Here is a 15528-nt window from a genome sequence, read left to right as displayed (position 1 = left end):
AAGGTGTGTAGTCATGGCGATCTCAGTAGTTAAGGGTCAGAAAGCCGATCTGACTAAAAACAACCCTTCGTTAACTCAAGTTATAATTGGCATGGGTTGGCGTAATGCGAATGGTGTGGATCTTGATTTTTCCGCATTTGTGCTGGGGGCTAATGGGAAGGTTTCACGTGATGAAGACCTTATTTTCTATGGAAATCCTGTAGGAGCTAATCATGCGGTTTCCCTGACAACAGGTGACAAGCGGAATATGGCGGGACTCACCGACCGGGAGCAGGTCACGATTCAATTGGGAAATGTGCCTGCACAATATGCCAAGATAGCTTTTACCTTGACTGTCTATGAGGGAGAGAAAAGAAAACAAAATTTCGCTCAAGTAGACGATGCTTATATTCGTATCATAGACCCAACGTCTGGCAGCGAGTTGCTTCGCTACAACCTGGGAAAAGATTTCTCCGTTGAAACGGCCGTTGTCGTAGGAGAATTATATAGATACAACAGCGATTGGAAGTTCAATGCGATCGGTTCCGGTTATTCTGGTGGCCTGGGAGCGTTGTGCAATAGCTTTGGTATTGAGGTGAAGGAAGAAGAGATCAAAGCACCAACACCACCGACACCTCAACCGCCGGCTAATAACCAGCCGCTGAATCTGAACAGGCCCAGCCAACAGCCCAATAACCCGCCACAGCAGCAGCCGCTTAATTTGAATCGGCCTTCTAGGGAGCCTGCACAGATACCGCCAGCACCAACCGTACCACCAGCAGCCAATCCGATCAACTTGAACAAAATCGAGCTGAAAAAACGCGGAGATACGATTAATCTTCAAAAAAATTCCGGCTCACTTGGTGAGATTCTCGTCAATCTGAACTGGGACCAGAAGAAAAAATCCGGTTGGTTCGGTGGCAGCAGCAATCTGGATCTGGATTTGGCCTGCTTGTATGAATTAAAGAATGGCAGCAAGGGTGTCGTACAGGCATTGGGTAATTCCTTTGGTTCGCTTACACGTGCGCCCTATATTTCCCTCGATGGAGATGATCGGACGGGTACGGTGAAATCCGGTGAAAATTTGCGGATTAATGGAAATATGCTGAAGGAATTCAAACGGATTCTCGTATTTGCCTTTATCTATGAAGGAGCAGCCAACTGGGCGGAAGCCAACGGCGTCGTCACGATCAAGCAAAGCGGCGGTCCCGATATCGAGGTCCGGATGGATGAGCATGAGAAAAATAAAGGTATGTGTGCCATTGCATTGATTCAAAATGTGAATGACCAAACCTTGAGCATTGAAAAACTGGTCTCCTATTATGCGGGTCATGCTAAGATGGATGAAGCTTATAAATGGGGCTTGAGATGGGTTGCTGGTTCCAAATAGTTGTTAGTTAAAGGGGGGGTAAAGTTTGTCAGATTTTATAAGTAGCTTTATTGCGAATTTCAGTTCCTTTTTTAGTTGGGCTGGTATTGTTGCAACACTTTCAGATCCGGTTAACTGGGGAATTATTGGGACACTGATCATTCTAGAAGGATTACTGTCTGCTGATAATGCATTAGTACTTGCTGTAATGGTAAAACATTTACCGAAAGAACAGCAAAAGAAAGCTTTGTTCTATGGGATCATTGGAGCCTATATATTTCGTTTTCTCGCTATTGGAATTGGTACGTTCCTGGTCAAAATTACTTGGGTTAAGGTTGCAGGCGGTATTTATCTGCTCTGGATCGCGTTTAGTAATTTATTTCATCTTGAATTTAAAATGTATGGGATTCTTCCTTATATCGGTAAAAAAGCCGAGCAGGAAGAAGGCGAAGTGGAGAACAAGGGTCAAGGCTTCTGGAAAACGGTTTTTGCTGTTGAATTGATGGATATTGCCTTTAGTGTTGACAGCGTTCTGGCTGCATTTGGAGTTAGTGAACAGGTATGGGTATTATTCCTTGGCGGTATTCTTGGAGTGCTCATGATGCGTGGTGTCGCACAATTATTCCTCAAGCTCATTGAAAAGTATCCAGAGCTTGAAAAAGCAGCGTTTGTCTTGATTATCGTGATTGGAGCCAAGATGATTGCAGCCGCATTCGGATTCGAAGTATCCCATGTGTACTTCTTCTCGTTGATCATCGCAATTTTTGGCGGAACGATGATTTATAGCTCAATCAAGAACAAAAGAAACAAAGAGGTTAAATCCAGTTAATGGATGCTATAGTAAGCGAATATCCTTCCAATTACGGGAGGATATTTTAGATTAGGTTTTAAATCAGGTGTAATAGAAATGGAGGAGCGATTGCATGCGTTATTTTAATTACCTCTCTGAAGAAGAGGAACAGCTCCTCTTCTATGAACCACCGGTCTCTTTTGACAATACATCAGATAAAGAATTGTTATCTATTGCTGTCGGAGCCGCTCTATATACACCAGCCACAAGGCTTACGATTGCGGATGATATTGTTTCCGGTAAACATGAAGGATTGACCTCTCTTGTGTTAGATCTGGAGGATGCCGTAGGAGATCATCAGGTTGAGCTTGCCGAGGAATGCCTGATCCAGCAATTACGTCGGTTATCTGCCTGGATTCGACTTGGCACTCTGCTGACACACAGCCTGCCGCTGCTGTTCATTCGTGTACGCTCTCCAGAGCAAATGAACAAAATATTGACAATGCTCCAGGAAGATGCCGCTTTGCTTACCGGGTTTGTATTTCCTAAGTTTACGATTGATAATGCTCATCATTACCTCCAACTTCTTATGGATTACAATCGGTACAAAGCACCGTCTGCAGCCGTGTTATACGGAATGCCTATACTTGAAACAGCTGCTGTGATTTATCGGGAGAGCAGGCTGGAGACGTTACTGACGATCAAAAAGCTGCTGGAGCCATTCAAGGCATACATTCTCAATATCCGGATTGGCGCGACGGATTTCTCAAGTTTGTTCGGCATTCGGAGAAGCGCGGATATGACGATCTACGATTTGGGAGTCATCAGGGATTGTATTATGGATATTATTAATGTTTTTGGACGCATTGAGGATGGATATGTGATTTCCGGCCCTGTGTGGGAGTATTTCAAAAGTGATCGATCTCTGAAGCAGAGTGTCCAGCAAAACCTGTTTGAGGATGCAATGGGGCGGAAGGGTCGCAGGGTCAAAGTACAAGTCGTCAATCGCCAGACTGATGGTTTGCTTCGTGAAATCGCATTGGATAAAGAAAATGGACTTATAGGTAAAACAATTATTCACCCCACGCATATTACACTTGTTCAAGCACTTCTTGTCGTCAGTCACGAAGAATATATGGACGCCACCTCCATCATCGCCAATAATAATGGTTATCTCGGTGTAATGAAGAGCCAGTACGCAAATAAAATGAACGAAATGAAACCCCATCTGAATTGGGCGCAGCGGATTATGAACAGATCAAAAGTATATGGGGTGTTTCATGAAAATCAAAACTTCAATTCCTTGCTCGTTCGAATCGGTCAAGAGCAAGCATACGTACAAAATTAAGGATCAATTAGAGGTTATTGTTCATGTCACGAGCAATCCTCTGAATCTACCGATGGACGAGCTATTTTTGATGGCAGCCAGAATTAATAAAAAAAGAAGCTTTTTGTTCGTCAGCAAAGTATTGGGCAAGCACATTCCTGTTAATCCGCACGTATCTTTACTTGGGGGAGCTGCCCTGGCCGTACTGCTGCAGCAAGAAAGTGGAGGTCCGGTGTCCGTGGATCTACCGGAAATTGTTCAAGCGATTCGCAATCCTGCGGTCTATGCTGCAGATGTGTATGCCAGCTTAAAAAGTAGTCCATTGCTTATTGACCAGCCGCACCTCTTCATAGGCTTTGCGGAGACGGCTACAGCTTTGGGCCATAGCATGTATGAAGTATTTAGTGGACCTACCCGATATTTGCACACAACACGAGAATCAATCAGAGAGCTGGATTCCATTCTTAGCTTTGAAGAGGAGCATTCACACGCAACAGCTCACCGCTGCTATGCGCGTGATGAACGCTTTTTTCAAGGAACGCAGCCGGTCGTCCTGGTAGACGATGAGATCACGACGGGTAAAACCGCGCTGAATATGATTCGCGATTTACATATGAAATTTCCGCGTTCCAAATACATCGTGGCCAGTCTTCTCGATTGGAGATCGGATGCAGATCGGGAACAATTTACGATGCTCGAGGCCGAGCTGGATATTGAGATTGTGTGCCTGTCGTTAATTGAGGGGCAGATCGAGGTTCATGGCAGCTCTATTGAATACATGGATGAGGCCGCACCTTCTATGAATGCAGCAGCCGAGCCTTCAACAATTACGAAGCACTATGTGTACAATGACTTTGACCATATGGAGGTAAGCTCGGGTAATTCGTTAGGTGATGTGAATTTGAATCCTTATGTGAGCCTGACAGGCAGATTTGGGCTTCAATATGGGGACAACTCATTGCTGGATAAGCAGGTTCAACAGTCTGCAGCCTTCCTGGGGTCACTTAGAACAGGTGCAAATACCTTATGTATCGGCACTGGCGAATTTATGTATGTGCCGATGCGAATTGCTGCTGCTATGGGCGATGGAATCCTCTATCAATCTACCACACGCAGTCCAATCCACCCCAGCCAAGAAGTCGGTTATGCGATTCGATATCGGGATGCCTATACCTCTCCTGAAGATCCGGCTGTGATGAATTTCCTGTATAATATTCCTCCTGGTCATTATGATGAGCTATTTGTTTTTATGGAAAGGGAAGCTTCCTCTGAAGCAGAGAGTCCTTTTATTGAGGCTTTACGACGCACGCATACACCGCATATTCATCTTGTTTATTTTAGCCCGCCTGTGAACGATGTAGATAAGGAGCTAACCTCATGAAGTTATTTTCCAAGGAGATTCAAGCTCCGTCGGCAGTTGGCAGCTACAGCCCAACGGATGTGCAGTTTCTGTTAAAGGATTTAAGCGACATTACGCTTGAAAGAGGGACCGAGGATCGTGAAGAGGCGATTCAGTCTGGTGTGCATTACTCGGAAATGCTGCCAGTGGAGTACCAGCCTACAGATGATTACATCCAGCTGTTCCACGATACGCTTGAAGAGTCTGCTGAGAAGGTAGCGACCGCGGCAGGTGTCGTTGCTGAATTGATCCTTAGAAAGCGCGGCAAGCATACGGTGTTGGCTTCTTTGGCGCGTGCGGGCACTCCAATCGGAATCTTAATCAAGCGGTATATTCAAGAGGTGCATCATATCGATATGCCTCATTACAGTATTTCGATTATTCGTGGTAAAGGTATTGATGAAAATGCGATTCGATATATGCTGTACAAGCATCCTGACTATGAGATCCAGTTTGTTGATGGGTGGACAGGGAAGGGCGCAATTCGCAAGGTACTGGTCGATGCCTGCGCACATATGAAGGATAAGTATGGTGTCATCTTGAATGATGATCTCGCAGTGCTCGCGGACCCGGGTTATTGCTCGGAAACCTTCGGTACCCGTGAAGATTTCTTGATACCGAGTGCTTGTCTGAACTCGACCGTATCCGGATTAATGAGCAGAACGGTACTACGGGATGATCTGATTGGTCCGAATGATTTCCACGGAGCGAAGTTTTATAAGGAGTGGCTGTCCAAGGATTTATCCAATCTGTTCATTGATAAGGTATCCAGCTACTTCAATCGTATTGAAGCCACTGCCAAGGAAACAGCCTCGTTCTTCGAGCTTCATCCAGAGCAAACGGAAGCGACGTGGAAAGGAATCCAGGATATTAAGCGAATTCAACAGGATTATGGCATTGATGATGTGAATCTGGTTAAACCTGGAGTAGGCGAGACGACCCGTGTCTTACTGCGTAGAGTGCCTTGGAAAATTCTCGTAGACCGATTGGACAATCCGAATCTCCGGCACATTTTGCTGTTGGCTGAGGATCGAGATGTGTCAGTTGAAGTGTATCCGAATCTTACTTATTCATGCTGCGGGATTATTAAGCCATTACGCAAAGGGGAGGTCGAAGCGTGATATTTGCCAGTGATTTGGATCAAACCCTGATTTATTCGGAAGCCTCGATGGGGCCGTTGAAGCCGCAGGAGCAGACCGTTCCTATTGAGCTGTATGAGGAAAGATATATTTCCTTTATGACAAAGCGTGCCATACAATTGCTAACCGAAGTAACAGCGAGCATGCAGTTTATTCCGGTTACGACACGGACTGTGGTGCAGTATGAACGTATTTTTGTATTCAAGGACACGGTAAGGCCGAACTATGCAATTACGAGCAATGGTGGAACGATTCTGGTCAATGGGCAAGCTGATGAGCATTGGAAGCAAACGGTAACCGCGGCAGTTGCCCGTTCCAGTGCATCGGCTGCAGATATTAAACAACATTGGGATCGGATCGCAACCACGGAGTGGGTGCTGACAGAAAAATACGCCGATGATCTGTTTTATTCGCTAGTCATCGTGCGGGACAAGATTCCGCAGCCAGAGCTTGATGATTTTCGAGCGGTCATCGCAGAGCTGGGCTGGAATCTGTCGATCCAGGGCAGGAAAATATATCTGGTACCCGCTGCATTAAGCAAAGGCGCTGCGATGCTTCATCTCAAGGAGAGGCTGGGAGCCTCACACGTTATAGCCGCGGGCGATTCTTTATTGGATGAAAGTCTGCTGCTAGCGGCAGATGAAGCCATAGCACCGAGACATGGAGAATTATTCAAGCATTATCCGAAGCATCCGCATATCACGTACACTCAGCTTCCAGGAATTTATGCCTCTGAAGAGCTTTTGGAGCAAGTATTGGAACGGCACTCATACAGGAACGGAACCATCTATGAGAAGAAAGAAGGCGTAGTATGAAGCGGATTTGGTTTAATCGCTGGTTTTCAGTAGCTTATCATTATATGAATATGATCCGTAACAACACTTATGGTGAACGATTCGAATTGTATGGGACGCATCCCAATATTCAGCATATGTCCTTACAGGCTTGCGATCATGCAGAAACGGAGCCAGAACTGGAAGGGTTTGAATATGTGGAGTTTTGCTTGTCCTTCTGCAAGCGCCATCGAATCGATGTATTCATACCTCGGTTGAAGATGCTGGAAATCGCCAAGTATGTGGATCTGTTTGATCAAATTGGCACCAAGGTCATGCTTTGCCGCGATACCGAGTTGATGGAGAATCTGATGGAAAAGGATTTATTTTATGAATCCGTACGTGGTAAACAGATCGTGGAGATTCCCGAGTATTATGTCGTTAATACGGCTGTGGCCTTTAAGGAAGCTTATGAAAGCTTAACTTCCAAAGGGCTGAAGGTATGCTTCAAACCAACAAATGCAGAAGGCGGTATGGGCTTTCGGATCATCGTAGAGGAGCAGAATCGGCTGGAGGAGCTGTATGGATGGGTGAATTTAAATATCACCTTCGAGCAGGCTTATGAAGCCTTTTCCTCCCAGGAGACCTTTGAGGATATAATGGTGATGGAGCTGCTGGAGGGCAACGAATACAGTATTGATTGTCTGGCTTCAGCAGACGGTGAACTGCAAGCTGCCATACCACGCCGCAAGGAGGCTGGACGTCTCTACTTATTGGAGGATGTGCCGGAGCTGCTTGAAATCTCAAGACGATTCGCCGCGGAATATCGGATACCTTATGTATATAACATTCAGGTGAAATACAATAATGGTATTCCCAAATTGCTCGAGATTAACCCAAGAATGTCCGGTGGACTGTACATTACGTGCTTGTCTGGAGTCAATATTCCTTATTTGGCCGTTAAAGCGGTGCTGGGCGAGGCTGTTGCCATTCCAGTCCCGCAGTTGGGAATTACAGCGAGCTATGTTGAGCAGCCAATCGTGCTAATGACAAGTGAAGCTGCACAGCCGGAACTGGAAAAGTCTATATAATTATTGGAACAGCTCCCTGTGAAGGGGGCTGTTTTTACAATGTAAGGAAAGTGTAACTTTATCGAACAGGCTTCGACAAGAAGCTTTTTGTTGTGTGGAGATATTTGGACTGCCTGTAAAAAGAGGATATCACGGTACACTAATTTAGCCTGCGGCGATTTTGTGATATGATGGTTATATAGAAAAGCAAATGCTTACGAAGTTAGTTTTGCTTAAGCAAAACTCAGTGAATGCTTACGAAGTCAGTTTTGCAAAAGCAAAACTCAACAAATGCTTACGAAGTCAGTTTTGCTAAAGCAAAACTCTTAGGAGGTGAAAGAAGCGTATGTCACGTCTCAAGCTGTTTACTGTGTTCATTGTCGCAGGTTACTTGATTGGTTTGCTGGCTACCTTATTTGTCCCCGTTTATGTCGCGCTTCTGATTCCGGCAGGTTTATCGTCATTGGCACTTATTTTCTACAAACCGAAGCATCCGATGCAGGGTGCAAAGCCTTTTGCCGAGCCTATAGCACCATCACAAGCTTCAACACCTTTGCCGTCCGATCTCCAGGATACAGTAGCTAAGGATCCGGTATGGGGGCCCGTTCTTGAGTATATTGGTGTGCTTGAAGATATGCTGATATCCGAAGGGCAGAAGGATAATCTCGATAATGAAATTGTGGAGAAAACACTTTCTCTCTTAACACGGCTTCAGCGGGTCATTCCGCAGCTTCAGGAGCTGAATGATGGAAACATCAATCATAATATTCATCGGCTGGTGTTCAAGGATTTGAATGGTGCGGTTAATCCCTTTTTGAAGCTGAGTGGGGAAGCCAAACGACAAAACCGTCGGCTGCTGCTAACAGGACTCAAAGATATTAATTCTAAAATTTCCTTTTATGTGGAATCTATTGAACATAGGGATTTAATTGATCTGCAAACCAAAATTGATCTCATTCATGAACGCTACAACGTACAAAACTAACCTTTAAAGGAGCTGAGATGTTTGTCAACACAACCATTGACGGAGCTTGTTCTTCTTAAACAGGAGGATGTGAACAAGGTAGAGCAGGAAGCAAAGCAGCTGATTCAAAAAGTATCCACTACCGATACGTTAGATCTGGACAGCCTGATGGATGAAATCGGTAATATGGGTCAAAGAACGATGGAAAAGGCAGGACAGTCGCTCGCGATGCTTGAACGTCCGGTGAATGAGCTGATGTCCGGCAAGCGGGCTGAGGTTTCCAATAACATACTTAAGCTCCGCGGTGAGATCGATGCGCTGAATAAAAGCAAGCAGGTCGGATTTTTTGATAAGCTGCTGAAAAAAACACCTATGAAAAATTTTGTTTATAAATATCAATCCGTGAATACGAATGTCGCGGCGATTGTCCAATCACTGCGCAATGGCAAGGATACTTTGCAGGAAAACATTGTGTATATGAAAAATTTGAAGCGTACCGCGATTCAAGAGGTTTACAATGTTCAGGCGCGAATTGCAATGGGCAATAAACTGAAGGAATTGTTTGAGCAGGAGATCAGCAAGCCGGAAAATGCGAATCGAAAAACCCATCTGGAACGTGGTCTGCGCAAGGTCGTAACCCGTATCCAATCGTTTACCGAAATGATTTTGCTGTACCAGCAGGCCATTGCAGGCACGGATATTATTAATGACAATAATGATAAGCTGATTGATGCGGTAGACAGCACGATTCACAAAACCCAGCATTTGATTACCGTATCTGCGATGATCTCCATGGCACTTCAGGATCAGCTCGATACGATCGATGCGGTCAATTCCGCAAACCGGACGCTGGAGACGATGTTCGCTGAAAATTCAAGGCAGCTGAAGGAAACGACGCAGAAAACGAATGATCTACTGGGCAAGCCAGCGCTGCAAATCGATGTGATTAATCAGGCGATTGGCGATTTGTTCACCGCGATGGATTTGTATGAGCAATCCAACCGCAGCATCATTCAAACCGCGACCGAGCATACGACCAAAATGACGGAGATCAACAAAACATTGAATCAACGTCTCGGTATTACCCCTGGTGGACAAGCTTCGATCCAAAATCAGCAGCAGAACCAGTCTTTGTCGAGTTTTTTGGAATAGGCAGAGGCAGGGCTGTGAAAGCATAGAATCCATATCGAAACCGGGAGCGCTCAGCTCCCGGTTTTTGTCGTTGTACGTAGCTTGAAGGCCAAAGCTATTCTTACCGTTATGGCAGCGAGCCTTTGCATGGTTCATTCGACCTGCTTGTGTAACAAACGGGTTGCAGCCGCATACAATGAATGGAATATGGGCAAGTCGGTTGAGCATAAGGTTAGGTATGATCAGGAATCACATTAAAAGGAAATTGAGGTGTTCCTATGCTTGATATGTTGACGGCACTTGGGACGGTTATTACGCTGATTGTGTTAGCCAGCATGGAGCGGGCACGGTATATAGCGTCATTGAACGATGAGATATGAGGATTACGGACGATTATTGTCAGTGAAGGTGATGTTTGCCAATGCCTATGAATCTGGTACTATGTAAATAGTATCTAAAGATCGGAGGCTGCATATGCTAGAGTTTGAGTTCGAAATTATTAACGAATCTTCCATTAATCTACGGTATTTATTTGGTGGCGAATGGTTCACTTTTAATCTTTACTTAAGTGATGAGGTCTGGATTCTTCATCCTTTTGAAGGAATACTGCTCGGTAACAAGGAAATGAGCCGACTGGTCATAGCCGATATGTTCACGAATAAAACCTTTTTGGTTATGTTGGCCAAGGAAAGAATTTTGTTGTCGAATATTCATGCCTCGATGGATCTGGGGCAGCAGTCTGAACAACAAATTCCACTCCGCGGCAGAATCGAGGATCAACCCGAGCCTGCAGATCATAAGGACAATATGGACGACATGGATGCTTTTATTCAAGGGAATTCGATTGAAGAGGTTATTGAGCAGGAGAAGAAACTTGTGGTAAGTCGCGTCACTTATTTTCGTGAAATCCTAAAACGTATGTTCATGGACGGCCTTGGTCCCAATGATGAGGAGTTTGATAAAGTTCGCGGAATTGTGAAAGTGTATGAGGAGGCTGCACAGAAATTGGGGAACCAGGATGACTTGTTCAATCACAAACGGTTTTAGAAAAATCTGTGCATCTCCTCGGGAATGCCATGGCGCGTACAAAATTGTTCAATCGTTTCTTCCTGATGAAATTCGCTGTTGAATACAAGTAATTTAACGGCGAAGCGGTTAGCCTGCATTTCAAATTTACCCGGATTAAAAAATGAATGCTCCTCCAGAAAAAAACGGCTAATGCCCTGATGAAGTCGATCATGTCCAAGCTCGTGGGCACAGACGAATCGCTGCCATTCTGAAGAAAGCTGATTATGAATGACGATAAACCGTCGTTTGAGCTTGCGATAATAGATGCCTCTTGTATTCGTCCCCAGGTCATGGAATCTCACTTGGATCCCCATCGCACGGGCAATCGTAAAGGGGCAGTTCGTTTTATGTCGTTGTATAAGCTTGGATACGGTATTTTCCATTATCATCACCCGGCTAATTCAATTAGTAAGGCAGTTACGACCTGTGATGTTCACGGCTTGGGTGTGGTATCGGAGTTCTTTGGTTTGGTGCGTTTGTTCATCTGCTTGGCTTCCCAGAAAAAGCCGGTCAAAACGTCCATAATACGCTGCCTGTCCGCATCATTGATCGGCATACCGTCAAACATGACCTCGCCATCTTCCTCCAGCATTTTTTTGAAATCCCGCTTGTCTCTCGAAGTAGCCCATTCTGGGATTTCGTTCAACCGCTCCTCCGGCATATGACCGGCCTGACTCATCATTTCCTCATAGGGTACTTTCAAGGCATCGGCGAGCTTGCGAATCGTTTCCGGTTTGGGGATACCTCTCAGACCATTTTCAATGCGGGAGATCTGAGCATTACTAATTCCAGAATCCAGTGCCAGCTGATTAATGCTGATTTTTTTGCGTTCACGGACGGATTTCAGATAGCTGCCAAACTGCGTTTCGCTCATAGTAAGAACCTACCCTTCATTACCTCTTGGTAATAATATACCGAAAATATTCCAAAAGGTAAAGAGAAATAACGAAAAACTGTTACCAAAAGGTTAAAAAGACAGATAATTGATTGTTATAGGGGTTATTTGCCTGTTTTTCCAGCTTTACCAAAGTGAGTAATTTTAATAGTATTATAGCACAAGTGTTCGAGAAGAGGTGAATAATTACATTTTGAGTAAATGATAACAAGGGGTTATCATCGTAAAAGCGTCAGGAAGAAGAAAAGAATCAATTTTTACTGAGCAAGTGTTACCAAAAGGTATTTGTTTGATAAAACAAAAAACAGGAGGTTATACAAATGAACCGAGGAAGTTCTGATCAACCATGGCTTACAGATATAGACGAGCTGAAACAAGCTTACCGCAGCACTCATCATATATTGCTTAAGGCTAAAAAAGTCGCCCATCCACCCGAGGAGCAGCAGTTAATTGCGGAAATGATCGCAGATGTCAATTATGCCATTGAATGGATGCATACCGGCAAATGCCCGGGTAACCGCAGAGGGATTGAACGCAGAGCCGCTTACCAGCGGGAAAAGCTTGTAGATCCGTTCCAAATGCAAATCTACATGCAGCAGCACAATCCGGTAATGGACGAGCCTGCCGCGGTTACAGAGTCACAAAGATTGCAAATTGAACACGTATTAGCCAGCTTGAGCGTCCGCGAGCGGGAATGCTATGAGCTTCATCATGGGATGAGCTATTCCTTGAGTGAGATCGCAGAATTGCTGGGCGTGAAGAAAGGAACTGTGCAGGGTTATGTGCAGACGGCGAATAAGAAGGTCGTGCAGGCGAAGCAATGCGGAAGTACGGGCGAGTAGCATGCTTGATATCATGTAAAAAGCAATCATCATCGGCTTGCACGAGAGTTTCAGTAAAGCAGCCCCTTACGACTGCCACCTAATAATGAGAACAAAATACGAACAAGTGTTCTTGTTTTGGAGGAGTGGCTGCACCTACAGCTGGACAAGAGGAGGAGAGGAACAGTGAGTGATGTCAGTCAATAAATAAAATACTGCAAAGAGGATGATGTCATTGGCAAAATTTGCAGAACTGAGCGAATACAAGAATACGATCATAGATCGCTTGTTGCAGTCGGAGGAGTTAACGAAAGCGCTGAAATACAGCGAAAATGATTTTTTAGCACAGCCTTCCGTAGATGATCCAAGCGAATTAATCTACAAAAATATTTTTCCATATCGGTTTATACCGGAGGCTAACGTATCAAAAGAAACTTTTATAACTATTTCATTCCGCAAGTATCGGTTAGTAAACAGTCGATTTAAATCAGGGTACATATATTTGAATGTATTTACCCATAGGGATTTATTCCAAACAGTCTACGGTTGTACGAGGGTGGACTATCTGTTGACTAAAATCGACGAATTGTTAAATCAACAACGCGGAATTGGCATGGGCAAGCTGGAATTTAACAAAATGGATGAATTAACCGTTAACGATCTGTACCAAGGCAACTATATCCGATTCAAATCGACGGATTTTAATTAATGTTGAATGAGCAGGATTTGCAGTTGAAATTGCTCATGGGCACACCTGTTGATGTCGGTAATGGTTTGCTGCTTCATATTCCCAGATTAAAGGAAATTATATCGCTTGGTGAAAGTAAGTACAGCCAATATTTACTGGCTTGCTTATTCGACAAGAACCAAACGGATGAATTAAAGGGAAGCGAACTAAGCAGCTTGGAGATATTGTTCGGATATTGCTTTCATAATGAGGAGTTCCGGCAAATAACGCTAGATGCCTGGAAATTTTTGTTTCAAAGCGAAGCTTCGATGGGCAATGATGAGACGAATGTGTTCTTTTATTTCGAACAACTGGATAAGCGGATCGACAAAGAAAATTTCACCTACATTCAGCAGATTATCAGGAAGGCTAACTACATCAAAGCCGATAAAGAAGCAGAGTATCGACCGGCTAATTCAAGGGCTGCCCAGATGATTGAGCGAATCAAAAATGGTCGAAAACATAGACCGAAATCCAGAGAGACGATGAATCTGTACAGCATGATTTCAGGCTTGGCTTGGAAATCGAACACGATTAGCTTGGTTACGATTTTCGAGCTCACAATTTATCAGCTGTATAACGGATTTTACACAATCGAAAATATTGATAATTACCATCATATACTATCCGGCATTTATGCAGGAACTGTAGATGGCAAGCAGATCCGCTTTGATCAAATTCATTGGGCAAAAATTTTAGAAACATAATTCAGAGGAGATGGTTTAGATGACAACACCTAATCAATGGGGTATTCGCGAAGTAGCTGTAGCAACATTTTATGATCTGAAGACCGGAAAAGCATTGGTACAATTAAACAATTTGAAAACCTCCGGGCTGGAAAACAGTGCTGAAACCGTATATGCCAGAGGCGGCCGTGGCAATGCCAAAATTCTCGGCTTCAGTTCCGGGCGGGAAGGTAAAGTTACGCTTCAGGACGCGCTTTTTACGAACCAGGTCATCGCGATGATGACAGGTAACAGTCTGGATAAAGCCTCACAACAGATTTATCAAAGAGATGTTCTGCAGGTAAGCGATAATTCGGCAAGTCTGAAATATACTCCTGCTCATGCGGGAGCGCTCATTAGCGTTTACAAGTTGAATTCGGACGGTACGCATGGCACCGAATTAACCTATGCATCAAGCAGCATTGCTGCCGGCAAGTATACTCTTACAGCTAAAGTGCTTGCTTTTAATACTGGTGAGCTTCCTGACGGCGCTGAAATCGTCGCGTACTATCAAACTGATACTGACGCAACATCGAATAAAATTACCGTTTCGTCCGATAAGTTTGCAGGTTCTTTCAAAGTCGTTCTTGACTGCCTAGTTCGCGATGTGGTTACACATCAGGATTTTGCTGCACAAATTGTAATCAATAATGCCAAAATGGAAGATAACTGGAAGGTCGATATGGCCGCAACAGGCGATCCATCCGTATTTGATATCCCGATGCAAATTCTTAAACCGGTTAACGGCACGGAAATGTGGACGATGACAATTTACGACGACGCGTTATTGGCGTAATAAGTAAGAAAGAAGGCAGAGAAAGAGTCTCTGCCTTCTCATTTTGAGAAGCTCTCTCTTATGTGAGGGCTTTTGAACATGAGAATGAACCATAAAGGAGCTGCGATAATATGAGCAAGCAATTAACACTCACTACTGTCAATAAAGCACATGCCAAGGAATTTAATGAGCAAAAGAAAGTAACGTTAAAAACCGGAGACTTTTTATTGATTGATGTACATTTCAGGAAAGCCAAAATTCAGCAGCTATTGATCGATTACCAGGAACTGTTGGAGCAGACCCACACGAAAGCAGTCAGTATGGGGGTGCTCAAGGATACGACCTTCGTCTTTTATATGCTGCTGCTGCGCCATTTTACAAGCTTAAGTCAAATTCCCAATGAAATTGACAAGCTCGTAGTATGCTGCGAGAAGCTGCTTGATCTTGGTATTTTAGAAGAAATTCTCAATGCCTTTGACGAAAAGGAGTTACAGAAAGTAACGGACACAATGAAGCGAGCCAGCGAAAATAGTAAATCGATCAACAGTCAGCTTGAAAATGAGTAAAAACTATATG

18 protein-coding genes are annotated in these 15528 nt (G+C 44.3%); 16 read left to right on the top strand and 2 right to left on the bottom strand.

The window, feature by feature from the left end; genetic code table 11:
- The first annotated feature begins 13 nt into the window (after positions 1-13).
- The 11 genes from BK127_RS23455 (at position 14) to BK127_RS23410 (ending at position 10988) form a co-directional block, all read left to right on the top strand.
- On the top strand, positions 14-1369 hold the full coding sequence (locus BK127_RS23455) for a TerD family protein (protein ID WP_076233961.1): 1356 nt from the start codon (positions 14-16) through the stop codon (positions 1367-1369).
- Between the two features lie 25 nt (positions 1370-1394).
- Positions 1395-2177, top strand: coding sequence for a TerC family protein (locus BK127_RS23450; RefSeq protein WP_076233960.1), 783 nt, complete (start codon positions 1395-1397; stop codon positions 2175-2177).
- 94 nt (positions 2178-2271) lie between these two features.
- Positions 2272-3486, top strand: a complete 1215-nt coding sequence (locus tag BK127_RS23445) for an HpcH/HpaI aldolase/citrate lyase family protein (protein WP_076233959.1) — start codon at positions 2272-2274, stop codon at positions 3484-3486.
- Complete coding sequence (locus BK127_RS23440; RefSeq protein WP_076233958.1) at positions 3419-4846, top strand: phosphoribosyltransferase family protein; 1428 nt, start codon at positions 3419-3421, stop codon at positions 4844-4846. Before BK127_RS23445 ends, BK127_RS23440 begins: the two co-directional genes overlap by 68 nt.
- A complete protein-coding gene (locus BK127_RS23435) occupies positions 4843-5985 on the top strand; it encodes a cysteine protease StiP family protein (RefSeq protein WP_076233957.1) in 1143 nt (380 codons plus the stop codon). Before BK127_RS23440 ends, BK127_RS23435 begins: the two co-directional genes overlap by 4 nt.
- Complete coding sequence (locus BK127_RS23430) at positions 5982-6818, top strand: HAD family hydrolase (protein ID WP_076233956.1); 837 nt, start codon at positions 5982-5984, stop codon at positions 6816-6818. The genes BK127_RS23435 and BK127_RS23430 overlap by 4 nt, the downstream gene beginning before the upstream one ends.
- Positions 6815-7867: an ATP-grasp domain-containing protein gene (locus BK127_RS23425; protein WP_076233955.1), complete on the top strand. Its 1053-nt coding sequence runs from the start codon at positions 6815-6817 to the stop codon at positions 7865-7867. Before BK127_RS23430 ends, BK127_RS23425 begins: the two co-directional genes overlap by 4 nt.
- Before the next feature lie 325 nt (positions 7868-8192).
- The gene (locus BK127_RS23420) at positions 8193-8831 is read left to right on the top strand and encodes a hypothetical protein (protein WP_076233954.1); all 639 of its coding nucleotides are present in this window, start codon (positions 8193-8195) and stop codon (positions 8829-8831) included.
- A 21-nt stretch (positions 8832-8852) separates the two neighbouring features.
- Complete coding sequence (locus BK127_RS23415) at positions 8853-9962, top strand: toxic anion resistance protein (protein WP_256711414.1); 1110 nt, start codon at positions 8853-8855, stop codon at positions 9960-9962.
- An 81-nt stretch (positions 9963-10043) separates the two neighbouring features.
- Entirely contained in the window at positions 10044-10199 is a 156-nt protein-coding gene (locus BK127_RS43850) for a hypothetical protein (RefSeq protein WP_179097581.1), read from the top strand.
- Between the two features lie 216 nt (positions 10200-10415).
- Positions 10416-10988, top strand: a complete 573-nt coding sequence (locus BK127_RS23410) for a hypothetical protein (protein WP_076233953.1) — start codon at positions 10416-10418, stop codon at positions 10986-10988.
- On the opposite strand, the gene BK127_RS23405 is transcribed toward BK127_RS23410, so the two are convergent.
- Together BK127_RS23405 and BK127_RS23400 are read right to left on the bottom strand one after the other, a co-directional pair.
- Positions 10985-11392 (bottom strand): ImmA/IrrE family metallo-endopeptidase, encoded by a 408-nt coding sequence (locus BK127_RS23405; RefSeq protein ID WP_076233952.1) that lies wholly within the window; start codon positions 11390-11392, stop codon positions 10985-10987. The two genes, BK127_RS23410 and BK127_RS23405, sit on opposite strands and share 4 nt — an antisense overlap.
- Positions 11393-11442: 50 nt before the next feature.
- A complete protein-coding gene (locus BK127_RS23400; RefSeq protein WP_076233951.1) occupies positions 11443-11883 on the bottom strand; it encodes a helix-turn-helix domain-containing protein in 441 nt (146 codons plus the stop codon).
- A gap of 341 nt (positions 11884-12224) precedes the next feature.
- On the opposite strand from BK127_RS23400, the gene BK127_RS23395 reads away from it, so the two are divergent.
- The 5 genes from BK127_RS23395 to BK127_RS23375 all read left to right on the top strand — a co-directional run bounded on the left by BK127_RS23395 (position 12225) and on the right by BK127_RS23375 (position 15518).
- Positions 12225-12746, top strand: coding sequence for a sigma-70 family RNA polymerase sigma factor (locus tag BK127_RS23395; RefSeq protein WP_076233950.1), 522 nt, complete (start codon positions 12225-12227; stop codon positions 12744-12746).
- Between the two features lie 214 nt (positions 12747-12960).
- On the top strand, positions 12961-13434 hold the full coding sequence (locus BK127_RS23390) for a hypothetical protein (protein WP_076233949.1): 474 nt from the start codon (positions 12961-12963) through the stop codon (positions 13432-13434).
- 23 nt (positions 13435-13457) lie between these two features.
- Entirely contained in the window at positions 13458-14159 is a 702-nt protein-coding gene (locus BK127_RS23385) for a hypothetical protein (protein WP_144026541.1), read from the top strand.
- Between the two features lie 19 nt (positions 14160-14178).
- Positions 14179-14973: a hypothetical protein gene (locus BK127_RS23380; protein WP_076233947.1), complete on the top strand. Its 795-nt coding sequence runs from the start codon at positions 14179-14181 to the stop codon at positions 14971-14973.
- A 110-nt stretch (positions 14974-15083) separates the two neighbouring features.
- Entirely contained in the window at positions 15084-15518 is a 435-nt protein-coding gene (locus BK127_RS23375) for a hypothetical protein (RefSeq protein ID WP_076233946.1), read from the top strand.
- The last annotated feature ends 10 nt before the right edge of the window (positions 15519-15528 follow it).

Source organism: Paenibacillus sp. FSL H7-0331, from assembly GCF_001956045.1.
Note: the sequence above shows the minus strand (reverse complement) of the source record. Positions and strands in the feature narration are given on the sequence as shown.